The organism is bacterium, from assembly GCA_036382775.1.
GTDB lineage: Bacteria > Hydrothermota > Tepidihabitantia > SM23-42 > JAOAFX01 > DASVHD01.
The window spans coordinates 218295-240302 of the sequence record DASVHD010000029.1 but is presented as its reverse complement, the minus strand read 5'-3'; the positions used below and the strand labels follow the sequence as shown (position 1 = coordinate 240302).

At 48.0% G+C, this 22008-nt stretch carries 17 protein-coding genes and 3 tRNA genes; 8 read left to right on the top strand and 12 right to left on the bottom strand.

The annotated features are described in order from the left end of the window. The 6 genes from VF399_06330 to VF399_06305 form a co-directional block, all read left to right on the top strand. Nucleotides 1-507, top strand: a 507-nt coding sequence (locus VF399_06330) for a hypothetical protein (protein ID HEX7319951.1), incomplete at its 5' end; no start/stop codon positions are given. 61 nt (nucleotides 508-568) lie between these two features. Next, nucleotides 569-642 (top strand) — tRNA-Arg (locus VF399_06325). A gap of 476 nt (nucleotides 643-1118) precedes the next feature. Beyond that, nucleotides 1119-2726 carry a T9SS type A sorting domain-containing protein gene (locus tag VF399_06320; GenBank protein HEX7319950.1) on the top strand — a complete coding sequence of 536 codons (1608 nt, stop codon included), beginning with the start codon at nucleotides 1119-1121 and terminating at the stop codon, nucleotides 2724-2726. A 263-nt stretch (nucleotides 2727-2989) separates the two neighbouring features. Then, a tRNA-Lys gene (locus tag VF399_06315) sits at nucleotides 2990-3063 on the top strand. Between the two features lie 525 nt (nucleotides 3064-3588). Beyond that, a tRNA-His gene (locus VF399_06310) sits at nucleotides 3589-3660 on the top strand. 252 nt (nucleotides 3661-3912) lie between these two features. Next, nucleotides 3913-4935, top strand: coding sequence for an aldo/keto reductase (locus tag VF399_06305; GenBank protein ID HEX7319949.1), 1023 nt, complete (start codon nucleotides 3913-3915; stop codon nucleotides 4933-4935). Between the two features lie 52 nt (nucleotides 4936-4987). Here VF399_06305 and speY read toward each other — a convergent pair whose 3' ends face one another. Continuing rightward, nucleotides 4988-6151 carry a deoxyhypusine synthase gene (gene speY / locus VF399_06300; GenBank protein HEX7319948.1) on the bottom strand — a complete coding sequence of 388 codons (1164 nt, stop codon included), beginning with the start codon at nucleotides 6149-6151 and terminating at the stop codon, nucleotides 4988-4990. Nucleotides 6152-6162: 11 nt separating this feature from the next. Continuing rightward, nucleotides 6163-7284 carry a type III PLP-dependent enzyme gene (locus tag VF399_06295; GenBank protein ID HEX7319947.1) on the bottom strand — a complete coding sequence of 374 codons (1122 nt, stop codon included), beginning with the start codon at nucleotides 7282-7284 and terminating at the stop codon, nucleotides 6163-6165. Between the two features lie 212 nt (nucleotides 7285-7496). Here VF399_06295 and VF399_06290 point away from each other — a divergent pair, with 212 nt between their 5' ends. After that, nucleotides 7497-7805, top strand: a complete 309-nt coding sequence (locus VF399_06290; protein ID HEX7319946.1) for an ArsR family transcriptional regulator — start codon at nucleotides 7497-7499, stop codon at nucleotides 7803-7805. Between the two features lie 104 nt (nucleotides 7806-7909). Here VF399_06290 and VF399_06285 read toward each other — a convergent pair whose 3' ends face one another. The 9 genes from VF399_06285 to VF399_06245 all read right to left on the bottom strand — a co-directional run bounded on the left by VF399_06285 (nucleotide 7910) and on the right by VF399_06245 (nucleotide 17372). After that, complete coding sequence (locus VF399_06285) at nucleotides 7910-8305, bottom strand: OsmC family protein (protein HEX7319945.1); 396 nt, start codon at nucleotides 8303-8305, stop codon at nucleotides 7910-7912. A gap of 16 nt (nucleotides 8306-8321) precedes the next feature. Beyond that, nucleotides 8322-8813 (bottom strand): TlpA disulfide reductase family protein, encoded by a 492-nt coding sequence (locus VF399_06280; protein ID HEX7319944.1) that lies wholly within the window; start codon nucleotides 8811-8813, stop codon nucleotides 8322-8324. 20 nt (nucleotides 8814-8833) lie between these two features. After that, nucleotides 8834-9178, bottom strand: coding sequence for a thioredoxin domain-containing protein (locus VF399_06275; GenBank protein ID HEX7319943.1), 345 nt, complete (start codon nucleotides 9176-9178; stop codon nucleotides 8834-8836). 94 nt (nucleotides 9179-9272) lie between these two features. Next, entirely contained in the window at nucleotides 9273-9944 is a 672-nt protein-coding gene (locus VF399_06270; protein ID HEX7319942.1) for a hypothetical protein, read from the bottom strand. Between the two features lie 24 nt (nucleotides 9945-9968). Continuing rightward, on the bottom strand, nucleotides 9969-13325 hold the full coding sequence (dnaE, locus tag VF399_06265; protein ID HEX7319941.1) for a DNA polymerase III subunit alpha: 3357 nt from the start codon (nucleotides 13323-13325) through the stop codon (nucleotides 9969-9971). A gap of 33 nt (nucleotides 13326-13358) precedes the next feature. Beyond that, complete coding sequence (locus VF399_06260) at nucleotides 13359-13640, bottom strand: hypothetical protein (GenBank protein ID HEX7319940.1); 282 nt, start codon at nucleotides 13638-13640, stop codon at nucleotides 13359-13361. Nucleotides 13641-13688: 48 nt separating this feature from the next. Next, nucleotides 13689-14270 carry a GTPase domain-containing protein gene (locus tag VF399_06255; GenBank protein ID HEX7319939.1) on the bottom strand — a complete coding sequence of 194 codons (582 nt, stop codon included), beginning with the start codon at nucleotides 14268-14270 and terminating at the stop codon, nucleotides 13689-13691. 9 nt (nucleotides 14271-14279) lie between these two features. Beyond that, the gene (locus tag VF399_06250; GenBank protein ID HEX7319938.1) at nucleotides 14280-14774 is read right to left on the bottom strand and encodes a roadblock/LC7 domain-containing protein; all 495 of its coding nucleotides are present in this window, start codon (nucleotides 14772-14774) and stop codon (nucleotides 14280-14282) included. A gap of 51 nt (nucleotides 14775-14825) precedes the next feature. Continuing rightward, nucleotides 14826-17372 (bottom strand): prolyl oligopeptidase family serine peptidase, encoded by a 2547-nt coding sequence (locus VF399_06245; GenBank protein ID HEX7319937.1) that lies wholly within the window; start codon nucleotides 17370-17372, stop codon nucleotides 14826-14828. Between the two features lie 119 nt (nucleotides 17373-17491). Between VF399_06245 and VF399_06240 the strand changes: the two genes are divergently transcribed. Further along, entirely contained in the window at nucleotides 17492-20305 is a 2814-nt protein-coding gene (locus VF399_06240) for a TonB-dependent receptor (GenBank protein ID HEX7319936.1), read from the top strand. Between the two features lie 110 nt (nucleotides 20306-20415). On the opposite strand, the gene VF399_06235 is transcribed toward VF399_06240, so the two are convergent. After that, entirely contained in the window at nucleotides 20416-21813 is a 1398-nt protein-coding gene (locus VF399_06235; GenBank protein HEX7319935.1) for a hypothetical protein, read from the bottom strand. Between the last annotated feature and the right edge of the window lie 195 nt (nucleotides 21814-22008).

Below are 22008 nucleotides of genomic sequence, written 5' to 3'. Positions count from 1 at the left end.
TTCGGCGAACGGTTCAATAATCGCATTGTGCAGGCCAATGAATATGGTATCTGGCTGACGCGGTATATCCATCGCCAGGCCCTGGAGGCGCGGCTGGTGAGCGATCCCAGGGATTATCCCTGGACCAGTTATCGCATTTACATTGGTTTGGAGAAAAACGATTTTCTAAAATACGATATTATCTTTGATCAGTTCGGCCAAAGAAAAGAGGCGATTGAAGATTACCAACGGTTTGTTATGGACCGCGACAATGGACCGGTTGACTGGGGTGACAGGAAAATAATGATCGGCCAGACTGATAAAATATTAATGAAAGCGATTAAAGAATATGGCGTAACGGAAAATGTATTATTGGCGCCCCGGGGCAGAACCGCACGCCATGTGCGGCAGAAAATAATTCATGCTTTGCACCACGAGCATGGCTACAAGGCGCAGGAACTTGCGCGGGCGTTTCAATTGTCCCGCACCGCGATCGTAAAAATACTGAACAACTACGGTCCGGATTGAGATTTTATTGACATAATTGCCAATCTATATATACTTGAATTGATTTATTGATTCTAGGTCTGCGCCTATAGCTCAAAAGGATAGAGCAACGGATTTCTAATCCGTAGGTTGGGTGTTCGACTCACCCTAGGCGCGTCCAATTCGGCCGCTGATCGCCGTTACACAGTAATGGCGGGAAGCGTTGCCGAATTGAGATCCCGTGTTTTGCGCAGCAAGATACGGGATTACCTTGAAAAAACCCACCCCTCACCCCTACCCTCTCCCACAAGGGGCGAGGAAAAAACGAGGAAAAAGCTGAGATTGCTTACCTTCGTTCCTCAGGACTCCAGCATTTTATATTTCTAGGGTTGCGCACCCAACTTGCTCGCAATGACCTCGTTTTTTCATTAAACTTCCTATATGTTCAAACGGGACGCAACCGTCAGCGCAGTGATGAAAGAAATGGATTCCCGTGGGCACGGGAATGACACAGGATAAGATGAGATTGCTCCGTCACTGCGCTCCTCGCAATGACAGGGCACAATCCTGTTCGCCAGACCTTGACAAACAAGTACATTGATCTTATAATATAAAGAGATAAATTACGATTGGAGGTATTTATGCGGTATATAATGTTGGTTTTGTTGTTTGCCGGCTTAATTTTTTCAGGCAATCCAAAACTGGTCGTTAAACCAATGATCATAAACGATAATGAAACATTGCCGGCTTATACTGCATATAACAACCCAATGCGATTGCGATCCGGTATCATCATCGATATGTGCCCTTTAACTTCACTTATAGGTATTCATCATGAATGTGTTGCGTATAATAGCGTGGCAGATGCGATCGGAGTCGTCAATCAAGACGATGCGTCTCACGGTATACTGAACTTCCATAGCGCGGACGGCGCTCTGTCGTTCTGGGTGCATGACTGGGCCGTTTACGGACAGGATTTCGGCCCGGCAAGATGTCCCACGGCGATCGCCGGTGATGCAGCGCCCTATATATCGTTCTCATACCTGTATTCAGGCGCGTGGGGCGGTGCCGCTGCAATGTATTGTTCAGGCGGCTGGTTCAGCTCGGCTTGGGATCCGGCGGTGGATCTCTATCCCGGGAACGGGTATGTTTATACCGCGATCGGCAAGGAAATGCCCAATGGCAATATGTGCTTTATCCTTAACGGGATAAACCCATTCTGCTTGTATTACCGTACCTATACCCCGGATCTGAGCACTCTACTGGCTCAAGGACAGCTGACCCCCGATGCTACCTACTACTGGGGATGGGATAGCAATATAAATGGCGGCATCGCTTACGTGTTCTATTGCGACGACAACCTGGATATTTATTACCGCACCACTACCGACGGCATTACCTGGACTTCAGAGATATCCTATGATCTGGTGTGGCCTAATCCCTATACGAACAATATAATCGACCTGAGCACTGGCGCTCAGGCTTGCGTGACAGATTCAGGCAATCCAGTTCTTGTATTTGCCATGGCAAACGCGGATGACCCGACTTACCCTTTATATGGAAAAGTATACGTATCTTTGGCTTCAGGGCAGCCATGCACCAAGGTGTCTTCGGAATTCGGCGCCCCTGATACGGAATGTTACTACGTCGGAATAACGACCGGCGGGAATAACGTCGGCGTGATCTACTTGACTCCGCGGAACAATCTAAACGATTCGTTATGCTGGACAGATATTTACTACAATCAGTCAGTTGATAATGGCGCAACCTGGTCAGGTCCGGTTAACCTTACCTATGACCACACCCAGCGGACATGCATGCCGCAGGTTGCCAAAAGGTTCGATATTGCGCGCAACCGGCCATATATTATCTATGGACAGACTCTGCTGCCTGCAGGGGATATGGATCTTTTGTGGGCGGCTCAACAGGGATTATTCTTTGATATCTATCTCATGTTAGAAATCCCACCGGAACCCGGCGCGACCGAGCACAAGACCGAAACACCAAAAACAATAGCTCTCAACGTGACGCCGAATCCAGCGACAAGAAATTCAGTGATATTGTACACTCTACCAGCAGCCAATAATATTTCGCTCAAGCTTTACGGCACTGATGGCCGTCTGGTGCAAACGCTTGACCATGGTTTCAGAACAGCCGGCACGCATATGGTTAATGTACGGGATCTGGTATATGGCTTATATCTTGTTAGACTGGAGACACCGTCCGGAATCGCGACAAGTTCATTGGTATTTCTAAAGTAATTATAATAATAATAAGATTAAAAGCGGATTCCCGTTTGCACGGGAATGACATATAAGTATCTGCTCGCAATGGCAACCCTCACCCCTGCCCTCTCCCTTTCAAAGGAAGAGGAATAAGGTGAGGGTATCAATTGACATATTTCCGGAACTGAATATAATGGAATAAGATTAAGTGAGAAGCGCGAGTAACTCAAAAACCGAGATTGCTTCTCCCGCACTTTGCCAAAGTGCGGGATCGCAATGACAGATGTAAGGGAAAAAACGCCCCGCTAGCTCAGCCTGGCAGAGCAGCTGATTCTTAATCAGCGGGTCGCAGGTTCGAATCCTGCGCGGGGTAGTGTACAGATGGTCAATGGGTTTGGGCTGGGATGCTGGATCTAGCTTCCCAACCTGTTTCCAAATACCCATTTGGTCCTGGTATCGCAATGATTTTAATTGTGGAAGACGTGCCCCTCTTTGGGAACCTACCGATCGTGGAGAAAAGGGGTGCCCCACCTTGTAACTGCATGATCTAGTCAGCGTGCAGCTGTTGGTCCTGGTACCGAGGGCAAATAGTTATCACCCGGGCGTATTAGAACAGCCGACGGGGGAATCAAAGGCATCCATTCACTTTTTGATGGATGTGTATCAAAAAGCGAATGGATAAAAGTCCCTCACCTCATATCGCAATTTAATGAAGGTGCGGGATTATAAGGGGCTTGCCCCAGATAAAGAATAGTTATACAACCGATTTGGTCCTGGTAGCGCAAAGAAAGCAATAGTGGCATAAAGTATTAGAACAGCTGCCAGGGGGATTCAAGGTATCCGAAAAGTATTGTTTCGTTCAAACTTTTTGGATATAAGGGGGATGTGCCCCCTTACGGTGGGTATAGCTCAACGGTAGAGCTCTGGACTGTGGCTCCAGACGTTGCGGGTTCAAATCCCGTTACCCACCCTTCCCTTTTGGGAACGTCGAGTTACCAAAAGGGAAATACTAAATACTAATATCTAAATCCTAAACGATAATGAAAAAGATCAGATTCTTCTCCTTCGATACTCTCAGGGTCAGAATGACATATTCCTTTTCTGTCATCTTGAGGGAGGTTTGTACCGATCGAAGGATCTCCAACGAGATTCTTCAGCTTCGCTTCAGAATGACAGAAAAAAAGACGAAAACCGGACTCAGAGTGACGGGCGGGAGCGTCACATGAAAAAAATAAAATTAGGCAGAACCGGTCTGATGGTCGGCCGCAGCAGCTTCGGCGCTTTGCCGATCCAACGCGTGAGCTTTGACGAAGCCAAAAAACTGTTTTTAATAGCCTACGAAAACGGTATGAATTTATTCGACACGGCGCGCATGTACACGGACAGTGAGCAGAAGATCGGCTATGCCATGAAACCAGTCAGGAAAAAGATCATCATTGCCACCAAAACCCACGCGACCGACGTAAAGACATTTTACGAGCACCTTGGATCGAGCCTAAAAGACATGCAGACCGACTACATCGACATTTACCAGATACATCATCCCAAAAAAATGCCGCGGCCCGGTGATCCCAGCGGGATTTACGAAGCACTTTTGGAAGTGCAGAAAAAAGGCGTGGTCCGTTTTATCGGCGTGTCCACCCACCGGCAGGATGTGGCGAAAGACACGATCAGTTCCGGTCTCTATGCCACGCTGCAATATCCTTTGAATTTCCTGTCCAATAATGATGACATTCAGATCGCGCAGAGCTGCAAGAAAAATAATATCGGTTTCATTGCCATGAAAGCGATGTCCGGCGGGCTCCTGCTCAATGCCCGGGCATCGTTCGCGTTCCTGCGCCAGTATGACCATGTGGTTCCGATCTGGGGCGTGCAGAGGGAAACGGAATTGAAAGAGATCCTGGAACTGGAGAAAAAACCGCCGGTTCTTAACGATGAAATTTGGGCCATAATTAAAAAGGACCGCGAAGAATTGGCAAGCAATTTCTGCCGCGCCTGCGGCTACTGTCTCCCCTGCCCTGTCGAGATCCCGATCCCCATGGCGGCACGCATGTCCCTGTTGCTCCGGCGCATGCCCTGGCAGCAGTTCATGAGCGATGATTGGCAGAAGAACATGCAAAAGATCGAGGACTGCACCGAATGCGGGGACTGCAAGAAACGCTGTCCATACGGACTGGACACGCCGATGCTATTGAAAGAAATGTTGGTTGATTACCTGCAATTTAAAAAAGAAAAAAATTTTTGAATTTTATTTTTCTGTTAATTACTAATTACCAATAACCAATAACTATCTTTTATTATTTATTGTGCGCGAAATATTCTCTCACCAAATTCCCGACATATTTTTCACGCTTATAATATAACCCTTTTACCCGGCGCTTCGCATGCTTAGCCAGGGCGTAATGGGCTACGATCGGGAATCCCACGGTCGCGTCGAGATAACAGACCACGGCGTCAGGCAGGCGCGTCGGGTCGATCTTTCCCCACGAAACCGCCTCGTGCGGCGTGGCACCTGACAGCCCGCCCGTATCGGGCCGGGCATCGGTGATCTGGAAAAAGTAATCATGCCCGACCTCTTTTATCCTCAACACTTCCTGGATCTGAGGTTCGGTCTGGAGGATAAAATTTTTCGGGCTCCCTCCCCCGATCAGCAGAACGCCGGACTTTCCGCCGGTCCGCTTCGCGGCCAGCACGTAAGCTGTCGTCTCATTGACGTCGATGGCCGGATTGATGCGGATCTTCGATCCGTTGATCTCGGCTTCCGCGATGTTCATGCCCAGGGTCGAATCGCCTGGCGAGCTCGTGTATATCGGTATCCCCAGCCGGTACGCGCAGGCGAGTAAGGACGTATCTTTACATTTCGTCTTGCGCTCCCATTCCGCTGCGTATTTGCCGAGTAGATTATGGAATTCCGCGGTTCCCATTTCCTTCTGGAACTCGGGCTGCTTGAAGATTTCCCGCAAAATGTTGTCCGTTGCCATGAGACAATCTGTATAGCCAAGCAGGATGTCGTAGATCCGCACCACGTCGTTCTTTCTCAGGTCAGCGTCGTCGACCAGGGAGGAACCGACATGGAGCTTTAAATTGAAGGCATAATGCAGGTCATGGTACAGGTTCGCGCCGGTCGAAACCATCCAATCGATGAATCCCGCTTTCATGAGCGGTACGATCACTGCCTTTCCCAGCCCCGCCGGCGTCATGGCGCCCGCCAGGCTCATGCCGATCGTAACGTCGGGTTTCAGCATTTTCTCGACGAACAGACGGCAGCCCTCCCTCAACCGCGCCGCGTTGTAAGCCAGGAACACGCCGTCGACCAGCGATCCCACGGTTTCCTTTCCGGTCAGTCCCGGAGGGAATATCCTCTCTCCGGAAAGGTATCGGTGTTTATTCGGATATTTTTTCTTTTTGAGCCAATCCGGAGTTTCGTCAATATCTTTTTTTAAACGATGAATCCTTTTCATTATTGCACCTCCTATGGTACGGTCACTACCTTAGCCGGTGGAATACCGTTAAAAAAGGTAGCTGTTGCCCATGAATATGCGCCGATATTTTCGACGTAAATGATATCGCCAAATTCGAGTTCGGGCAGTTCTTCGCTCACCGAGATCGTGTCGAACCCGTCGCACGTCGGGCCCGCCAGCGTCGTAATCTGGGTGAACCCCCTCCTGAACACCTGGTACTGGTACTTGCAATGATCATAAACTATCCCGGAAAGGGAGCCGTAGACCCCGTCATCCAGATAGTACCAGTGCTTGTTGCCGCGGATGGATTTTCCGATCACAGTCATGATCAGGGAACACGCTGGACCGACCAGCGAACGGCCGGGTTCAGCGATCACCTGGACATTGGAATCGAACATCCGGTCGATCTCTTTGGATATCCGCGGCGCCATGTTCGCGAAAAAATCCTTGTCGCCGTCCAGGTGGCGGATCGGAAAACCGCCGCCGATGTCAAGGATCTCCAGAGGCAGCGATTTGAGCTGCGCGTCCTTGAATATAATGCTCGACACCTCGAGCGCGTCCAGGTAATTCTCGATGTTCAGGCACTGCGATCCGACATGGAAGCTGACGCCGGCCGGCCGCAGGCCCATCCGATGCGCCTTGATAAGCAGCGAGATGGCGTCGGCCGGTTCAGCCCCGAATTTCAATGAAAGCTCGACGACCGAACCCACGTTCGGTACTTTAATCCTTATTATAACGCGAGCTTCAGGCGCGTAGCGCGCGATCTTGTCGAGCTCGTACTCCGAATCGAAGGTCATCCACTTGACATTTCGGTTGACCGCGAATTTGAGCGCGTCGGGACGTTTCACGGTATTGGCGAAGATCATCCGGTTATGATTCACTTTAAGTTTCGACACCTGGTCGATTTCGCTAATAGAGGCAACGTCAAAGCCGGTTCCAGCTTCGGCGAATGTTTCCAGAATGAATTTATGGGAATTGGCCTTGCATGCGTAGTACGGTCTGACCCGGGGCAGCAGCGTCCTGAACTTCTTGACCTGGGCCAGCAGCAAAGACTTGCTGATCACGAACAGCGGCGTGCCGTGTTTGTGCGCAAGATTTTTCGCGTGTTTCCTGACATCAAATTTTTCTGTCATTTCATCTCCATTTTATATTTATGCACGATATTTTTTTCATTCTTTTTATTTTTATTTTTGAATAACATTAACGAATTATAGTAATAATGTTCAATAAATCAAGAGGCGACGCTCAAAACCATTTTTTTGATCTTATTGATTTAGTGATTTAGCCAATTGGCAAAATGACTAAATGCTCTTGACATGGGTTCATGGCGGAGTATAATGCAGTCGTGAGAAAAAAAATCCCAGAATTGCATTACCGCAGCTCCAGGATCTGCCGGGTATTGGGAAACCCAACTGCCTATGAAGTTTTGAAAGCGCTGGGCCGCGCTGCCATGAAGCCAACTGAGATCGCGCAGGAAATGCGTTTAAGCGTGCCAACCATCAGCGTGGTCTTGCGGTCTTTACGTCAGCTTGATATTGTGCGGTATGAAAATCTGGTCAGCGGTAAAATGTATTCGATCAAAGATCCGACTATCTTATCGGTCATGAACCAGCTCGAAACGCTGGTCAAACGATTGAAGACGGTTGATTATTGAGCATTGAGTGAAATAACATCATAACACCGGGGATCACCGGTCGCAGCTTCCGGGCTTACGTCATTCTGCCCATTGGCGTAATGGCGTAATGTATCAGTAGCGTATTATATTAGAAATTCAAACTCTGGCGGGTTTTTGACCGTCGCCAGCGCTGAACAAAATTTATCCCTCGACAGTTCATAGGCCCTGACCAGGTCTTCCCTTTTGTAATCGCCTTCGCATTTTATCTGGTAGGTTATTTTCGTGTATTGCCGCGGGTTCTCGTCGGCCCGCTTGCCGTCAAGGATCATCTGGAACTTGTCGATCCGGCCGCCTTTCTTGCGCAGGATCGCGACGATGTCCATAGCCATACAGCCGGCCAGCGAGACGAGCAATAACTGCAAAGGCGTGATGCCCTCATCAAGACCGCCGCTTTCTCTGGCCGTATCGACAATTATTTTGTGGCCTTTTTCATCCTCTGCTTCGAACTGTAATTCTTTTATCCAGTTGAGCACGATCATATCGAACCCCCGGAGATCACTCGTTGAGCATCGTTTCAATCAACGATTCGAATTCAGGGATCAGCTGGGGCGCGAATCCGATCTGAACCTTTCTTTGTTTTCCTTTCTTGTCGAAAAATATCGTATGGGGGATAGGCGAAACGTTATACTGGTTAAAAACCTCCCGGTTGCCCAATAATATCGGGTAGGTAATATTATTTTCATCGCGAAAGTTCGTTAGTGTCGCTTCATCCTCAAGACTGATACCCAGTATGACAAAACCGCGGTCTTTGTTCCTGTTGTATATATCAACCAGATGCGGGATCTCGCTTCGGCACGGACCGCACCAGGTCGCGAAAAAATCCAGGACAACTACTTTTCCTTTATAATCAGCAAAACCGACCTGTTCACCGCTGATCGAGGGCAAAGTGAAACCGCTGTTTTCGCCCGAACCATTTTTTCGCCCACCGCAGGCAATGATCACCGTAATCAGCAATGCTGCGGCGATTAGATTCCTTTTTTTGATCATGCTTCCTCCTCGGATGGTCATTATTTAGACACCTTGCGTGTCTTTTTAGGTTTCAATTTTTTCAATTTGCCAGCCAGAATTTTTTTGGTCACCGTGCCAATCATCCTTTCCAACTCTGAACCATTGGAATAGATAATTATCGTCGGGATATTCTGAATATCGCAGTCATTCGCGGTTTTTATCTCGTTGTCGACATTGACTTTCCCAAATGCGAACTTGCCATCATACTTCTTTGACAGCTCTTCTATGGTCTGCGAAACCATCATGCACGACTGAGACCAGATAGCCCAAAAATCAACGATCAATGGAACGCTGGATTTTTCAACTTCCTGCCAGAAGTCATTATCAGTGAGTTCTTTGATCATTTTCACCTCCTGAGCGCATGTTTTCCAATGTCATTTTGACGGTTTTGTGTCGAATTATCGGTGATTTCAGAGATATGTTTCACGTGAAACATTTTTAAAATTGAGCCTGATAACCGATCTTGATCATTCTGTTAAGTTGTGTATCCACTCCATTATCCAACAGATCTCTCAAAGAAAATTCAAAAAACAGCTGGTCGTAGAACACGAACCTCAGGCCAAAATTCAAGTAACCCTTATTTTGATCCAATTCGTCATTGAAATTTGGAGAATAGTCCACAAGAAATTGCGTCGACGAACCAAGCTGGAACTTTACCCCACCGAACATATCCAGCCGGCCATCGTCTTCAAAACAATAGTTGATGCCCAAGCTTGGAACAATAGTCAACCCGGGATAATCAAATATCTCGCCCACCTGACAATAAAGCCCTTTTGACATGACATAATACCGTTCGTTATTGAATCCGCCATAACCCTGGTTATCAAATCCAAAAGCGACAGCAGGCATAAAAGCACTCGGTTCAAGCGCCAATACCCTTGCCTGTACGCCTGGCTGGGTGTAGAAATCAGGATCTCCGGCTCCTATAAGGTTCGCCGCACCGTAACTGACGCCAATAGACAAGCGGTCCCATAGATCAATGCTGCCGTATCCGATTATTTCACCAACAGGACCAAAACGAAGCTGTACATCGTATCTGCCGTGTTGCGGTATCAAAATATCCGGTTGATCCACCAGATAAAAACTACCTAGAAAAACCATGAGCATCATGTTACCTCCTATTTTCTTTTTTACTCATAATTGTCCGAATATCTTCAATGTGTCAGGGCCAAAGATCGCCCGGATCTTTTTTAATACCTCGGGATCCGGGTTTATTTTCATGGATTTTGACCTTATTTTCCGATTGTCGTTCCCATCTGCTACTTTGAACCATATTTCACAATTTCCCTTGTTGTCTGCGAGTAATTCCTGGAAATCCTTCAAATTCACTTCATTGATCTTCCCGTTCTTGCATTCAATGAATATCCTTTTGTAAAACGCTCTGGAATTTGCAAAAGGAATGATCTGTTCAGCACGAATACTCCTTTTTTCATCCTCGCCTGATATGCGCCCTTTTATTATCAATGGCGCGTCCGTCTTCAGCAGTGATGAATACTTTTCAAAAGGCTCGGAAAAAACGAAAACATCGATCGCCCCGTCAAAATCCTCCAGACTTATTATCGCGTAGTTACGATCTTTTTTGTCTTTTCTCACCTTTTTTGCACCCAGAATGCCACCGATAATGACACTCTGCCCATCTTCCACTGTTACCAGGTTGTTAATGGGGGTCAGCCCCAGGACGCTGAATTCCTCGCGATATTTATCAAGAGGGTGCTCTGTGAAATAGAAACCAAAGGCTTCTTTATCCATTGCGGTCTTATCCAATGATTCAGTTTTGTTATTTCCCGTGTTTTCTTGTACTTCGTCTGTGAAAAGGGATGTTTGCGTCCCCTTGGTCTGTTTTTCAGTTGACTGATCCAGCAGTTTCTTTATATTGGCTTCAAATTTGCTGAATGCGCCGGCCTTGATCAGCGCTTCGATGGATTTTTTATTCAGACCCTTCATCCTGATCTGGAAATCAAAAAACGACTTGAACGCACCGCGGGTGCGCTCTTTCATGATGGCTTCAGATATGGGTTTTCCCAGGTTCTTCAAAGCACCCAGTCCATACCGGATATAGCCATTCTCTTTTTTAAATGCGTAATCGCTGGCATTGATATCCGGGATCAGCACTTCAATACCCAGGCGCCTGGACTCACGGATCAGCACCCACAAGCGGTCCGTATCGCCGATCTCGCTGTCCAGCGATGCCAGCATGAACTCCTGCGCGAAATGCGCTTTCAAGAAAGCCGTCTGGTATGCCAGGACCGCGTAGGCGGCAGCATGCGATTTATTGAATCCGTATCCGGCGAACGGTGCGATGTTCTTGAAAATTTCTTCAGCCAGATCCTTAGAAACATTATTCTTCGCGGCACCGGAAATAAAACGTTCCCGGTTTTCATCCATCAGTTCAGGGATCTTTTTTGCCATCGCCCGTCTGAGATTATCGGCTTCAGCAAAAGAAAAACCCGCGATATGGGCGGCGATCTGCATTACCTGTTCCTGGTATAAAATCAAACCATAAGTTTCTTTCAGGATCTTTTCCAATGACGGGTGTTGATACTTGATCTTTTCGGGATGCTCTTTATTCTCAATGACTTTTTGCATATTCATGTTACCCATGGGCCCTGGCCGGTACAGCGCAATGATCGCAGTCAGTTCTTCAAACCGTTCCGGCTTTACTGACCTTAGCAAGTCCTGCATGCCATGACTTTCCAACTGGAACACGCCGATAGTCTCGCCTTTCTTCAGGATTTCATACGTTTTCTCATCATTAGGCAGCATGTCCTCTTTTCTTTTATTGATCATTTTCAACGTGGAGTCGACTACTGTCAATGTCCTCAACCCGAGGATATCCATTTTCAGGATGCCTATATCTTCAAGTGAATTTTTAGCATATTGAGTCGAGATATCACCCTTTTCCGGATTTCTATATAGAGGCACGTATTCAACAAGCTCTTTTGGTGTTATTACGACACCGGCCGCATGTGTTGCCGGATGTCTTGCCAGACCTTCTAATTTCTTTGCAATTTCGACCAATTCTTTATATTCTTCTTTAGACTCGATCGTCGCCTTGAATTCTTTAACGTCATTGAGCGCATCATCAATACTTTGTTGAAACGGTATCATTTTGGCAAGTTTATCTACGTCATTATACGGTACTCCAAGCACTCTGCCCACATCCCTGATCACCGCCCTTGCCTGCATCGTGCCAAAAGTGATAACCTGGGTAACGTTTTTCTCACCATACCGGTTCTTGATAAATTCTATGACTTTATCTCTCTTTGCATCGCCAAAATCGACATCCACGTCCGGTAAACTGATACGATCCGGGTTCAAGAACCTTTCAAAAATGAGATTATACTGCAACGGGTCGACATCGGTTATATCAAGGGCATATAATACAAGGCTGCCGACCGCTGAGCCCCTGCCAGGACCGACCGGGATATCCTGCGACTTGGCGAATTGAATGATATCGCGGACGATCAAAAAATATCCTGATAGACCCATTTTCTTCATGATACCGAGCTCAAAATTCAAACGATCCTCGATCCCGGGCGTCGTCCTGGGATAACGGTGCTGAATACCTTCGAATGCCAGGTACTTTAAATATTCAAAATCACTTTCAAAATTCGCGGGCCTGGGGAAGTTCGGAAGTTTAACGTCCTTGCCCGACGTGTCGATCGCAAGGTTGCAGCGCTCAGCGATCAGCATGGTATTCGTGATCGCTTCTGGCAGGTCCTCGAACAACCTCATCATTTCTTCGGGCGGCCGGAAATACGCGTGTTTTGTCTCGAATTTCAACCGTTCCTTGTCTGACAAGACCTTTTTAGTGCCGATGCATAAAAGCACGTCATGCGCCTTGTGGTCGTCCTGGCTAAAATAATGGCAGTCATTGGTCGCCACGAACGGCGCGTCGAATTCCTTGCTCAATTCAAGCAGCTGGCTGATCGTTTTTTCTTCGTTCTTGATACCCATCCGCATGATCTCCAGATAGAAATTATCCTTGCCCAGTATCTCCTGGTATTCAGCCAGCGCTTTGCGCGCTCCCGCCATATCGCCCATGTTCACGCGGTACGTCACTTCGCCTTTAAAACATCCGGAAAGGCCGATCAAGCCCTGACAATGTTGTTTTAACAACTCTTTATCGATCCGCGGTTTATAATAGAAACCCTCCAGGTACGCGTGCGACGAGAGTTTCACCAGGTTCCTGTAACCCTGTTCGTTCTCGCATAAAAGCGTCAAATGAAAAGAAGATTCCGGAACCTTAATATCTTTTGTCTGGTCAAACCGCGATCTCGGGGCGATGTAGGTTTCAATGCCGATGATCGGTTTAACGCCGCGGCGCCTTGCGCTCTTGTAAAACTCGATGGCTCCGAAAAGATTGCCGTGATCGGTAATGGCAAGAGATGACATTTTAAATTTCGCCGCGAGATCGGTCAAGCGGTCGATCTGCATTGCTCCATCAAGCAGCGAATATTCGGTATGGTTGTGGAGATGGATAAATGACATTTATATCGTCATTTTAAGGTTTTTAATAGATTATTATTTCATGGAGACGTTGTCCAGCGGCAAGTGCAGGGGATTGGCACAATAAATCTCTTTGCATCGCGGACAAAGCGTAAAGTAGAATTCTTTGAACACTTCTTCTTCTAAAAGGTCTTCAGGCAATGATTTGATTTTGTCAAATTCCTTTTTCATATCAAATTTTTTTTCTTTGATATTGATCACGCCGTCAAAATCGGCAAAAACCTTGATCCCCACCTGATAGAAAAGATCACCGGGGTTAATGATCTTATTGCACCGGCTGCATATCTTTGAAGTCATGATGTGTTATTTTTTTCTTTTAGGTTAGGTTAATATTATCAGTTTATTTTACGCCAATGCTATGAGCACGCGTTTACAGATCTCTTTAAGGGTTTCAAAAACCCCGATGCCCTGCGACGCGACCGCTTCAAAATATGGATATTTGTTAAGCGGGTTCAGCGCCTTCTGCAATTCTTCCACGGATGTGATATTTGGCAGATCCCGCTTGTTATACTGGATGATCAACGGTATTTTCTCCAGGCTCAGATTATAGGTCATAAGGTTATCTTCCATGTTCTGGAAGGATTCGATATTCTCGTCAAAACGCTCGATCTGCGAGTCGGCGACAAAAATGATGCCGTCCGCGCCCTTTAAAATGAGTTTTCTTGAGGCGTTATAGAAAACCTGGCCGGGCACCGTGTACAGGTGGAACCGGGTCTTGAACCCCTTAATCGTTCCCAGGTCTACCGGTAAAAAGTCAAAGAAAAGTGTGCGGTCAAGTTCGGTCGCCAGGCTGATCAGCTTCCCCTTGATCGATGGGTTCAATTTCGTGTAAATATACTTAAGATTCGTTGTTTTACCGCCCAAGCCTGGTCCGTAATAGACGACCTTGGAGTTTATCTCTCGGGACGCGTAGTTAATTAATGCCATGCATCAGGGTCAAAAACCAAACAGCTTGTCCAGCTCTTCCTCGGCTGCTTTGGTGAAATCGATGTCTATCGGTTTCGGCGCATCGGTCCCCTTGGTGAGCTTGTTGAAAATATCGGTGAATATTTTTTCCAGTTCGGTCGCGGTATTCTTTGCCTTGACCCTGATCAAACCCAGCGTTGTTCGCTGGTCAAAAATGACCGCCAGGATGACCCGGTTGGCGATCAAACAAACATATAGATTCTCCCTTTCACCCTGGTGGAACAGCGTGGAAAATTCCTTTTCTCCGATCAAAGCAGCCAGCTGGCTGGTCGCCGCGAAATCCGCGGCCGATAGCGTGGCGAACGATGACACATCTATCTTCGCGGTGTCGCCGGCTGAAGTGATGAGCTGCCCGGCTTTGTCGATCAACAAGACAGTGCGCGCGTTTGTGCCTTGCAGTAAGCGGCCCAACGCGTCGGTGATCGCGTAAAAATCTTCTTCGAAGATATTGATGCCTTCTTGCATTGTAATATTATAAATATTATTTTACAAAAGTCAAGGACAATACTCGGCTGGTTATTCTTTAAGGAACATCGACTTTCGGTCCAGCTGCCAGCGCTGGTCAAAAAACCCGCACGCGACCACGCCGGCCCAGCCGAAGCGCGCGGCTGACGCGTCCCAGATAATGAAGTCGGGGAGACCTGAACCGGAATAAAGAACCGGGAAGAGGCTCATATGTTTTTCCGCATAGGCCGACGCTGGAGCGTACACCAGCACGAATCTTTCCTTGTTCAATGGGTTGGGATAGATTTCCATCAGACACAGGTCGTCCGCGTCGAGACGCTCCTTGCCCACGCGGAAATGACCGTACTCGATATTTATCGGCAGTTTATAATTGATATATTTCACATAAGAATTTGTTTCGTTGTTGCCGAATAATATCATATTAAATTGCTCGGTTATTTCTTCAGTTACTTCGGTGTCCGGCAGGATCTCGACAAAACCATTCGCCCGTATCCACCACGTGTAGGCATACGAACGCGCCAGGTGCAGGTTATTCTCGGTTGACATCGGCTCGCCGGTCGTGCCGTAAACTAAAATGAAGGGGGAGAAGAACGCGCGCTTGATCGGACCGTAAAGCTCTGGAATTTTTTTCAAACCATGTTCTTTTGGTTTGCCAATCTTATAGTTATTACCCTCTTTATAAATTGATACATCAAGGGATTTTCCATTAGAGAAAATAGATTGTTTTCCATTTATAGAAAAGCCGGATCTTTCAGCTTCAAGTTTTGTTTTAAAAGATATCGTAGCAGCTTTTACATTACTCCAGCTCATTTTTATGTCATCAACTTCAAATCCCCCTGTTAAATAATCATCAATTACATAATGTTTTTGCTGTGCTGTCAGTTCGCTAGAATGATATAGCTTCTCCAGTTCATCGATGTGAATCCAATAAGAATTATTTGTCTGTGCCAAATCGTATGGTCTTATTCTAACTTCTTGAGGCCATGGGTTCCTCGTTTGCTTTTTCATGAACTCCATCATTTCTTTTAGGTCCACGCAGTCCGTGCCCGGGGTTGAATCAATGTCCCACCAGTGGCTCATATCCGGCACCTCGTTATAAATGTAAATTTTATGCATTCCTGATAAATATTTATTCATCAGCCTGGCCTGGACAGGAGGGACATTGTCGTCCGCGCCGCCATGCAGGATATAGATGGGCAGGTTCAGCGCGTTTTCCAGAAACAGCGCCGGATTATCCTCGCGCATGACCATATCCCGATACTTTAACTGCTCCGGTTCGGCGAACAGATAACTCTTCTGCAGGGTAAACGGCGCGTACAGCTGGATCGTGGTCCAGCCCGCAGACGGCGCGATCGCGGCAAAGAGGTCAGGATGCGACAGGCCGATATGCCAGACCCCGTGCCCGCCCATGGAGTGACCAGTTAAATAAACGCGATTTTCATCTGTTTTGTAGTTCTTTTTGACTTCGTCTAACACCTCAAGAAAATCCAGCCGTCCCCAATCCTGCCAGTCAAAACCAAACCTGCGGCGGTTGGTCGGCGCGACCACATACGCCCAGTCCTTTTGCGTGTACGCGCCAACCTGCCCGCGCGCTTCAACACCAGCGCCATGGCAGGTCATGATCAAGGCGTACGTGCTGTCCGGTCCATAGTCTGCTGGCGGCAAGACCGCATAGTACTGGCAGGAGTTGTCAATCTTTGACAAAAATGTGCGCGCGTATGAACTGTCGCTGTTTTTGATCTTCAGCCAGCAGATCTTCCGGGTAATGAGATCACCGCTGCTGAGTTTTATCTCGACCTGGGTGCTGTCACCCGAGCCCACAATGTCCCGGGTCTCGATCGCCAACGGCGCTTTGATGCATGACAGGGGCATCAAACTGCGCAAGGTTCTGCTTGAAGGCTTTATCAATTCTCCGGTCACTTCGATAATGATCTGATCCAAACGCTTTTCCGTCGTATTCATGACCGGTACTCCAATATAAGCAGCAGTTTTTTCGCCGACAATGAGATCGGCGACAAGCACGTCTTCAGCGACGATCCGGAGCGGTTCAGCTACGGGTTCTATTCTGAAACTCGCCTCGTGATCGCCATAATCAGACAGTTTAAGCACAATTGTGTTCGTGCCCTTTTTCAACACCACCGGAACACGGAAATAACCGTCGCCGTACGCGTCACCCGGGAACGACCTGCCGTTTAAAACAAAAGAACCGATGCCCTGCGCGTTTATCAAAACCCTGTAGTCTTTGTCGCAACCAAATTCCGCCCACGCATAAGTCGCGTTGAGCAAACCAATAAACCCGTAGATATCCTGAAGCGTATCCCATGGAACATTTTTATATTCGACCCGGATATTACCGCTGTCAGAATTTGTTTTCTGCCATTTGACAACACCTCCGTCAGCCAGGATCGTGGGATATGTCCTCAGCGTTTCCGGTTTATATCCGGCCGTCTCGATGGCGGGGTCGGCGTCGACTATGGCTTCCCGGACACCGATCGAGAACGGTCCCAGGCACAGCCATTCATCAATGAACAACGTGTCTTTGATCGATGGCAACACCTGCAATTGCACTTGGGTGAACAACGCCAGATATATAAACATCGTCGCACAATTATAGAGGTAAACCGTTCACTGTCAATGCTTTTTCATCACTTGACATTTAAGCCTAAATGGAGTACATTATCATGCAAATACATGCATACATAGGAAGGAGGTAACCTATGAAGCGCATCGTTGTGATATTTTTCATGATCATTTCGTTCCTGGCTGCCATGGAAAGAGGCAGGATACAGGGACGGGTTATTGATTCTCAGACAAATCAACCTATCCCGGGTTCTAATGTTATTATAGAAGGTACGGAATTGGGCGCGGCCTGCGATGAAAACGGAGAATATCTTATTCCATATGTGCCGGTCGGCACGTATTCCATCGCTTCAACATGTATGGGTTACAATCCGGCGACCGTCGAAATGGTTGTCGTGATATCGAACCAGACAACACCCTTGAACTTCAAATTATCGCCCACGATCATCATGCTTGAACCGGTCGTCACGACCGCTCAGAAGCAGATCGTCATCCGCACCCAGACCCAGACCAGCCACACGACCACGGCCGATGACATCAGTCGATTACCCGTGAGCGAGATCAACGAGATCATAACCCTGCAGGCGGGCGTGTCTCAGGACGGCTACGGCACGCACATCCGCGGCGGCAGGGCAGCGGAGATCGCGTACTTTGTGGACGGCGTTCTTACCAAGGCGCCCCATTACGGCACCCAGTCGGTCCAGATCAACAAAGATGCGGTCGAGGAAATCGACATCATTACCGGCGGTTTTGACGCCGAGTACGGCGAAGCGCTTTCCGGTGTCGTCAATGTCGTGACCCGTGAAGGAAACGACCGGTTTGGCGGCAACGCGCGGTTTACCACGGACGAGTTATTCACGACGTCCAAGCTGAATTACGGCTACAACCTTGTCGAACTGAGCATGGGCGGAGGATTGTTGGTAAAATCAAGATTCCGTTATTTCCTGTCAGGCGAGACCTATAGTTCGGACGCGCATGAAGCTGCCCGTTGGAAAACTCCGGCTGAGCGTTTTGATTACAAGGGCCAGGCCAAACTTTCCTACCGGTTCCCCAATGCCAAGGGCAAGATGACGGTATCGCAATTTTATTCGCACGAACAGTACATGCATTACGCCGACATGTGGGGCGAGATGTCCATGGTTTACTATCTTGACCATCGCGCGGCCGACCTGTGGAAGAACTGGCTCACCACGGCGACTTTGAGCTACAACCCGGTGCAGTCGCAGATCGTGGAAGCGAAGTTCGGCTACACGAGAACGACCAGATTCTACGCGGTGCGCGACTATACCGTCGAAGATTCGCTGGACCGCCAGTGGTGGGAGGACTACCATTTCAAGGGCGAACACCTGATCGACATCCTGCTGCAAGATCTGCCGGACACCGTGAAAAAACATTACCTGATCGATTCTTTATCCGACACGCTCATGCCTTATCATTATACCGAATATGAACGGACCACGGCCGCATCGCTCCGGCGCAATCCCTACGGCGCGACCGGTTTTTACTATACGATCGGCGATGAAAGGATGTGGCGTTATTTCTTTAACCGCGATATCCAGACGAGCCTCAATTACACCAATTCCATCGGCGGAGTCCATGAGATCAAGACCGGCGTCAACTTGATCTTTCAGAACGTGGGCTGGTTTGACAACAACCTCCCCTGGGTGAAGATACCGTTCTGGGACATGTACAACAAGAATCCGGTTAAAGGCGCTTACTACATCCAGGACCAGATGGATTTTCAAGGTATCATTGCCAAACTAGGCTTGCGCTTTGACTATTTTGATTCCAAGGCCATGGGGCTTGCCAATCCGACCAACAGCGCGGACAGCACGATGACGGTCACCGATGCCAAGTGGCGGCTCTCGCCGCGGCTCGGGTTCTCGCTGCCGATCACGGATCGTTCAAAAATGCGTTTTAATTACGGGCATTTCTTCCAGACGCCGACCGCGCACAACCTGTACCGTTCGACCACGCCCGAGGTTGTCTGGCTGCTCCTGCGGCGTTTCAACTCGGTCCTGGGCAATCCCAACCTCACCGTTGAAAAAACGATCGCTTATGAAATGGGCTACGAGAACCAGCTCAGCGACATCTATGCGATCGGCCTTATAGCCTATTACAAGGATATCTATGACCTCATCCAGACCAAACGGTACGAGACCTTGCCCTATGCTTATTACCAGGTGACAAACCTCGACTACGGCAATGTCAAAGGGATCGAGTTCACGCTGAAAAAACAGCTCGACCAGCTGTGGTTCGTGGACTGGTACTTCGACTTTTCCTACACGCTCCAGTTTGCCAAGGGCACCGCGTCGGACGCGTGGCAGCATTACTACGATATTTATGTGAATTCCAACATCGATCCCATCACGGGCGAATACAAGACGCCGCAGATCGATTACTGGCTCGATTTTGACGAACGGCACATTGTCAATACCACGCTGGGATTTTCCCTGCCCAAGGATTTCTTTATCGTTCCGGCCCGCGAATTATCAAGCGACTTCATTATCACCTTCCACTCCGGCTTCCCTTACACGCCGACCGATGCCAAGGGCAATGCGCTCGGCGATCAGAATTCCGCGCGGATGCCCGGGTACGCGAATGTTGACGCCAACCTGAACAAGAATATCAAGGTCGCGGGTTTAAACGTGAACCTGTTTGCCAACATCTTTAACCTGCTCGACGCCGAGCAGGTGAACAGCGTATTCGGCACCACGGGCAAGGTCGATGACGACGGTCTTGAAGGCACGATCCTGGTTTCAGGGTTTTCGGCCATAACCATGACCAGCAGTTACTACACGCCCCAAGCCGACTACAATCACGATGGCGTTAATTCGGCCCCGGAATTGCGCAACGAGTATGTCATGGCGCGGCGTTTCTACACCTACGAAAATCCGTTCCGGTGGAAACCCGGCTTCCGCATGAGAGTGGGGATCGGGCTGAAAATATGATTACAGAGATAAACAGATGGATGACGGTGATTTAAGTCATTAAAATATTTTTGTTCTTTATCGTTGTAATCTGCCTTTTAATCGCTGATATCAGTTAAGCAACTTGTTGCTTAGTCCCAGCGGTTTATTCCGAATATTTGGAATTCTTCGTATTTCAGAAGGTGCGCCTTTCTAATACCCGTTAAATCTTTACCCACGTTATTGACGGCGATCCATTTGCCGTCGGCGGCACCGATAAAATGGCTCTGGTCTTTTACGCAATACTGCGCAAACGCTTTATTTGATCCCGCTGTGTTGTATCGGGCGATAAACATTCCGTTTTTGGTGCCCCCGATTATATCTATATCAAACGCAGGTCCATATTCAAGGCGATTATGTATGAAATCGGGATTTATGAACCACAGTCCCCATGGTTTGCCTGGAATAAGAATATCGGTCTTCCGCCATGCTTCAGCTCCAGCGGCGTCATATTTTACCAGGACCAGGCGATCCATTTGATCCTTCCTGCTCCCCGCAACATACACGCAGCCGGAATCATCGATCGCGATGGCATGGGCTGTATTATGACCGCCGTTGGTATCCTTAAATGCAGCACGCCAGCGCATTGTGTTCATACCGTCATAGGCAGTGGTTGAAAATCCCCAACGGTCACTGGCAACAAGATATATGGATCCGCCTTCATCAGTAATGATATCCGCCAGCGCATTTTCCTGTTCAGTGCTCTGACAAACAACCATATCCAGCGCTTTGCCCAGTGAATCAAAGGGAATATAAAAAAGGTCATTTTGTTCCCCTGACAGACCCGCGCAAACCAGCTGACCAGGATATCTCATCTGAAAAAGCACATAATGGCAGTTTAATCCAGGGTTTTGATAAGTACTCGACCATAACGGATCGCCGGACGGGCTGAATTTATATGAAAAGATCTCGCTTACAATGTCCTTGTTCATCATGTAGCCGGCGCAATATAAATTCATGGTATTGTCTGTATAAAATGAACCGACTATCTCATATTTTGACTGCGCGAGGGTTTTTTCTAACAACTTGCCGCCCAGGCTGTCATATTTCAGCAACATCAATTGTTTCTGCTCATTGCCGGCACCCTCTTCCGCCAGTACATAAACACACTCTTCTTTCAAGCCACCACCGGTATTCACCAGCAGCGATATGCCATAACTGACCTTTGACCGGGTACCTTGTGCATCCGATTCAGGATAAAGTTTATACCAGAGCGGTCTGCCGTTTTCATCGTACTTGGCGGTTAGGCAGCGCGTTACCCCGTCGGCGCCCCGGTATGACCCAGTTACATATATATATTGATGGCCGCTTGAGTTTTTTCCTTCGATGCTGATCGGCCCGCGATTACTGGACACTGCTGCGATGTCGAAAATATTGTAATTCCCTTTGCCAGCGACATCTATTTCGGAGAATACAGTAATCTTAAGTTTATTGCATGCCACTGATATAATGCTTGCCAAGAAGATCAGAATCGCAATGTATTTTTTCATGTTGCCTCCTATTACAACCGATAATTGGTTAACGAATGATATCGAATTGCACGAATTTGCCGATAACGATCATCTTCGACTTGCTTGCTATCATCAGCCATATTCGTAAAGAAGCTTTTAAGACGTTCAATAACATAACCCGGTAAACGCCTGGTTTGTTCATACTTTTAATAATGATACCTTGAAAAAGCGCGA

Bases quoted from the DNA above. Each gene is read 5' to 3' on its own strand.
- VF399_06305 (HEX7319949.1), top strand. From the start codon at position 3,913: ATGAAAAAAATAAAATTAGGCAGAACCGGTCTGATGGTCGGCCGCAGC.
- VF399_06240 (HEX7319936.1), top strand. From the start codon at position 17,492: ATGAAGCGCATCGTTGTGATATTTTTCATGATCATTTCGTTCCTGGCT.
- dnaE (HEX7319941.1), bottom strand. From the start codon at position 13,325: ATGTCATTTATCCATCTCCACAACCATACCGAATATTCGCTGCTTGAT.
- VF399_06280 (HEX7319944.1), bottom strand. From the start codon at position 8,813: ATGATCAAAAAAAGGAATCTAATCGCCGCAGCATTGCTGATTACGGTG.
- VF399_06270 (HEX7319942.1), bottom strand. From the start codon at position 9,944: ATGATGCTCATGGTTTTTCTAGGTAGTTTTTATCTGGTGGATCAACCG.
- VF399_06275 (HEX7319943.1), bottom strand. From the start codon at position 9,178: ATGATCAAAGAACTCACTGATAATGACTTCTGGCAGGAAGTTGAAAAA.
- VF399_06255 (HEX7319939.1), bottom strand. From the start codon at position 14,270: ATGGCATTAATTAACTACGCGTCCCGAGAGATAAACTCCAAGGTCGTC.
- VF399_06235 (HEX7319935.1), bottom strand. From the start codon at position 21,813: ATGAAAAAATACATTGCGATTCTGATCTTCTTGGCAAGCATTATATCA.
- VF399_06250 (HEX7319938.1), bottom strand. From the start codon at position 14,774: ATGCAAGAAGGCATCAATATCTTCGAAGAAGATTTTTACGCGATCACC.
- VF399_06260 (HEX7319940.1), bottom strand. From the start codon at position 13,640: ATGACTTCAAAGATATGCAGCCGGTGCAATAAGATCATTAACCCCGGT.
- VF399_06295 (HEX7319947.1), bottom strand. From the start codon at position 7,284: ATGACAGAAAAATTTGATGTCAGGAAACACGCGAAAAATCTTGCGCAC.
- VF399_06245 (HEX7319937.1), bottom strand. From the start codon at position 17,372: ATGTTTATATATCTGGCGTTGTTCACCCAAGTGCAATTGCAGGTGTTG.
- VF399_06285 (HEX7319945.1), bottom strand. From the start codon at position 8,305: ATGATCGTGCTCAACTGGATAAAAGAATTACAGTTCGAAGCAGAGGAT.
- speY (HEX7319948.1), bottom strand. From the start codon at position 6,151: ATGAAAAGGATTCATCGTTTAAAAAAAGATATTGACGAAACTCCGGAT.
- VF399_06320 (HEX7319950.1), top strand. From the start codon at position 1,119: ATGTTGGTTTTGTTGTTTGCCGGCTTAATTTTTTCAGGCAATCCAAAA.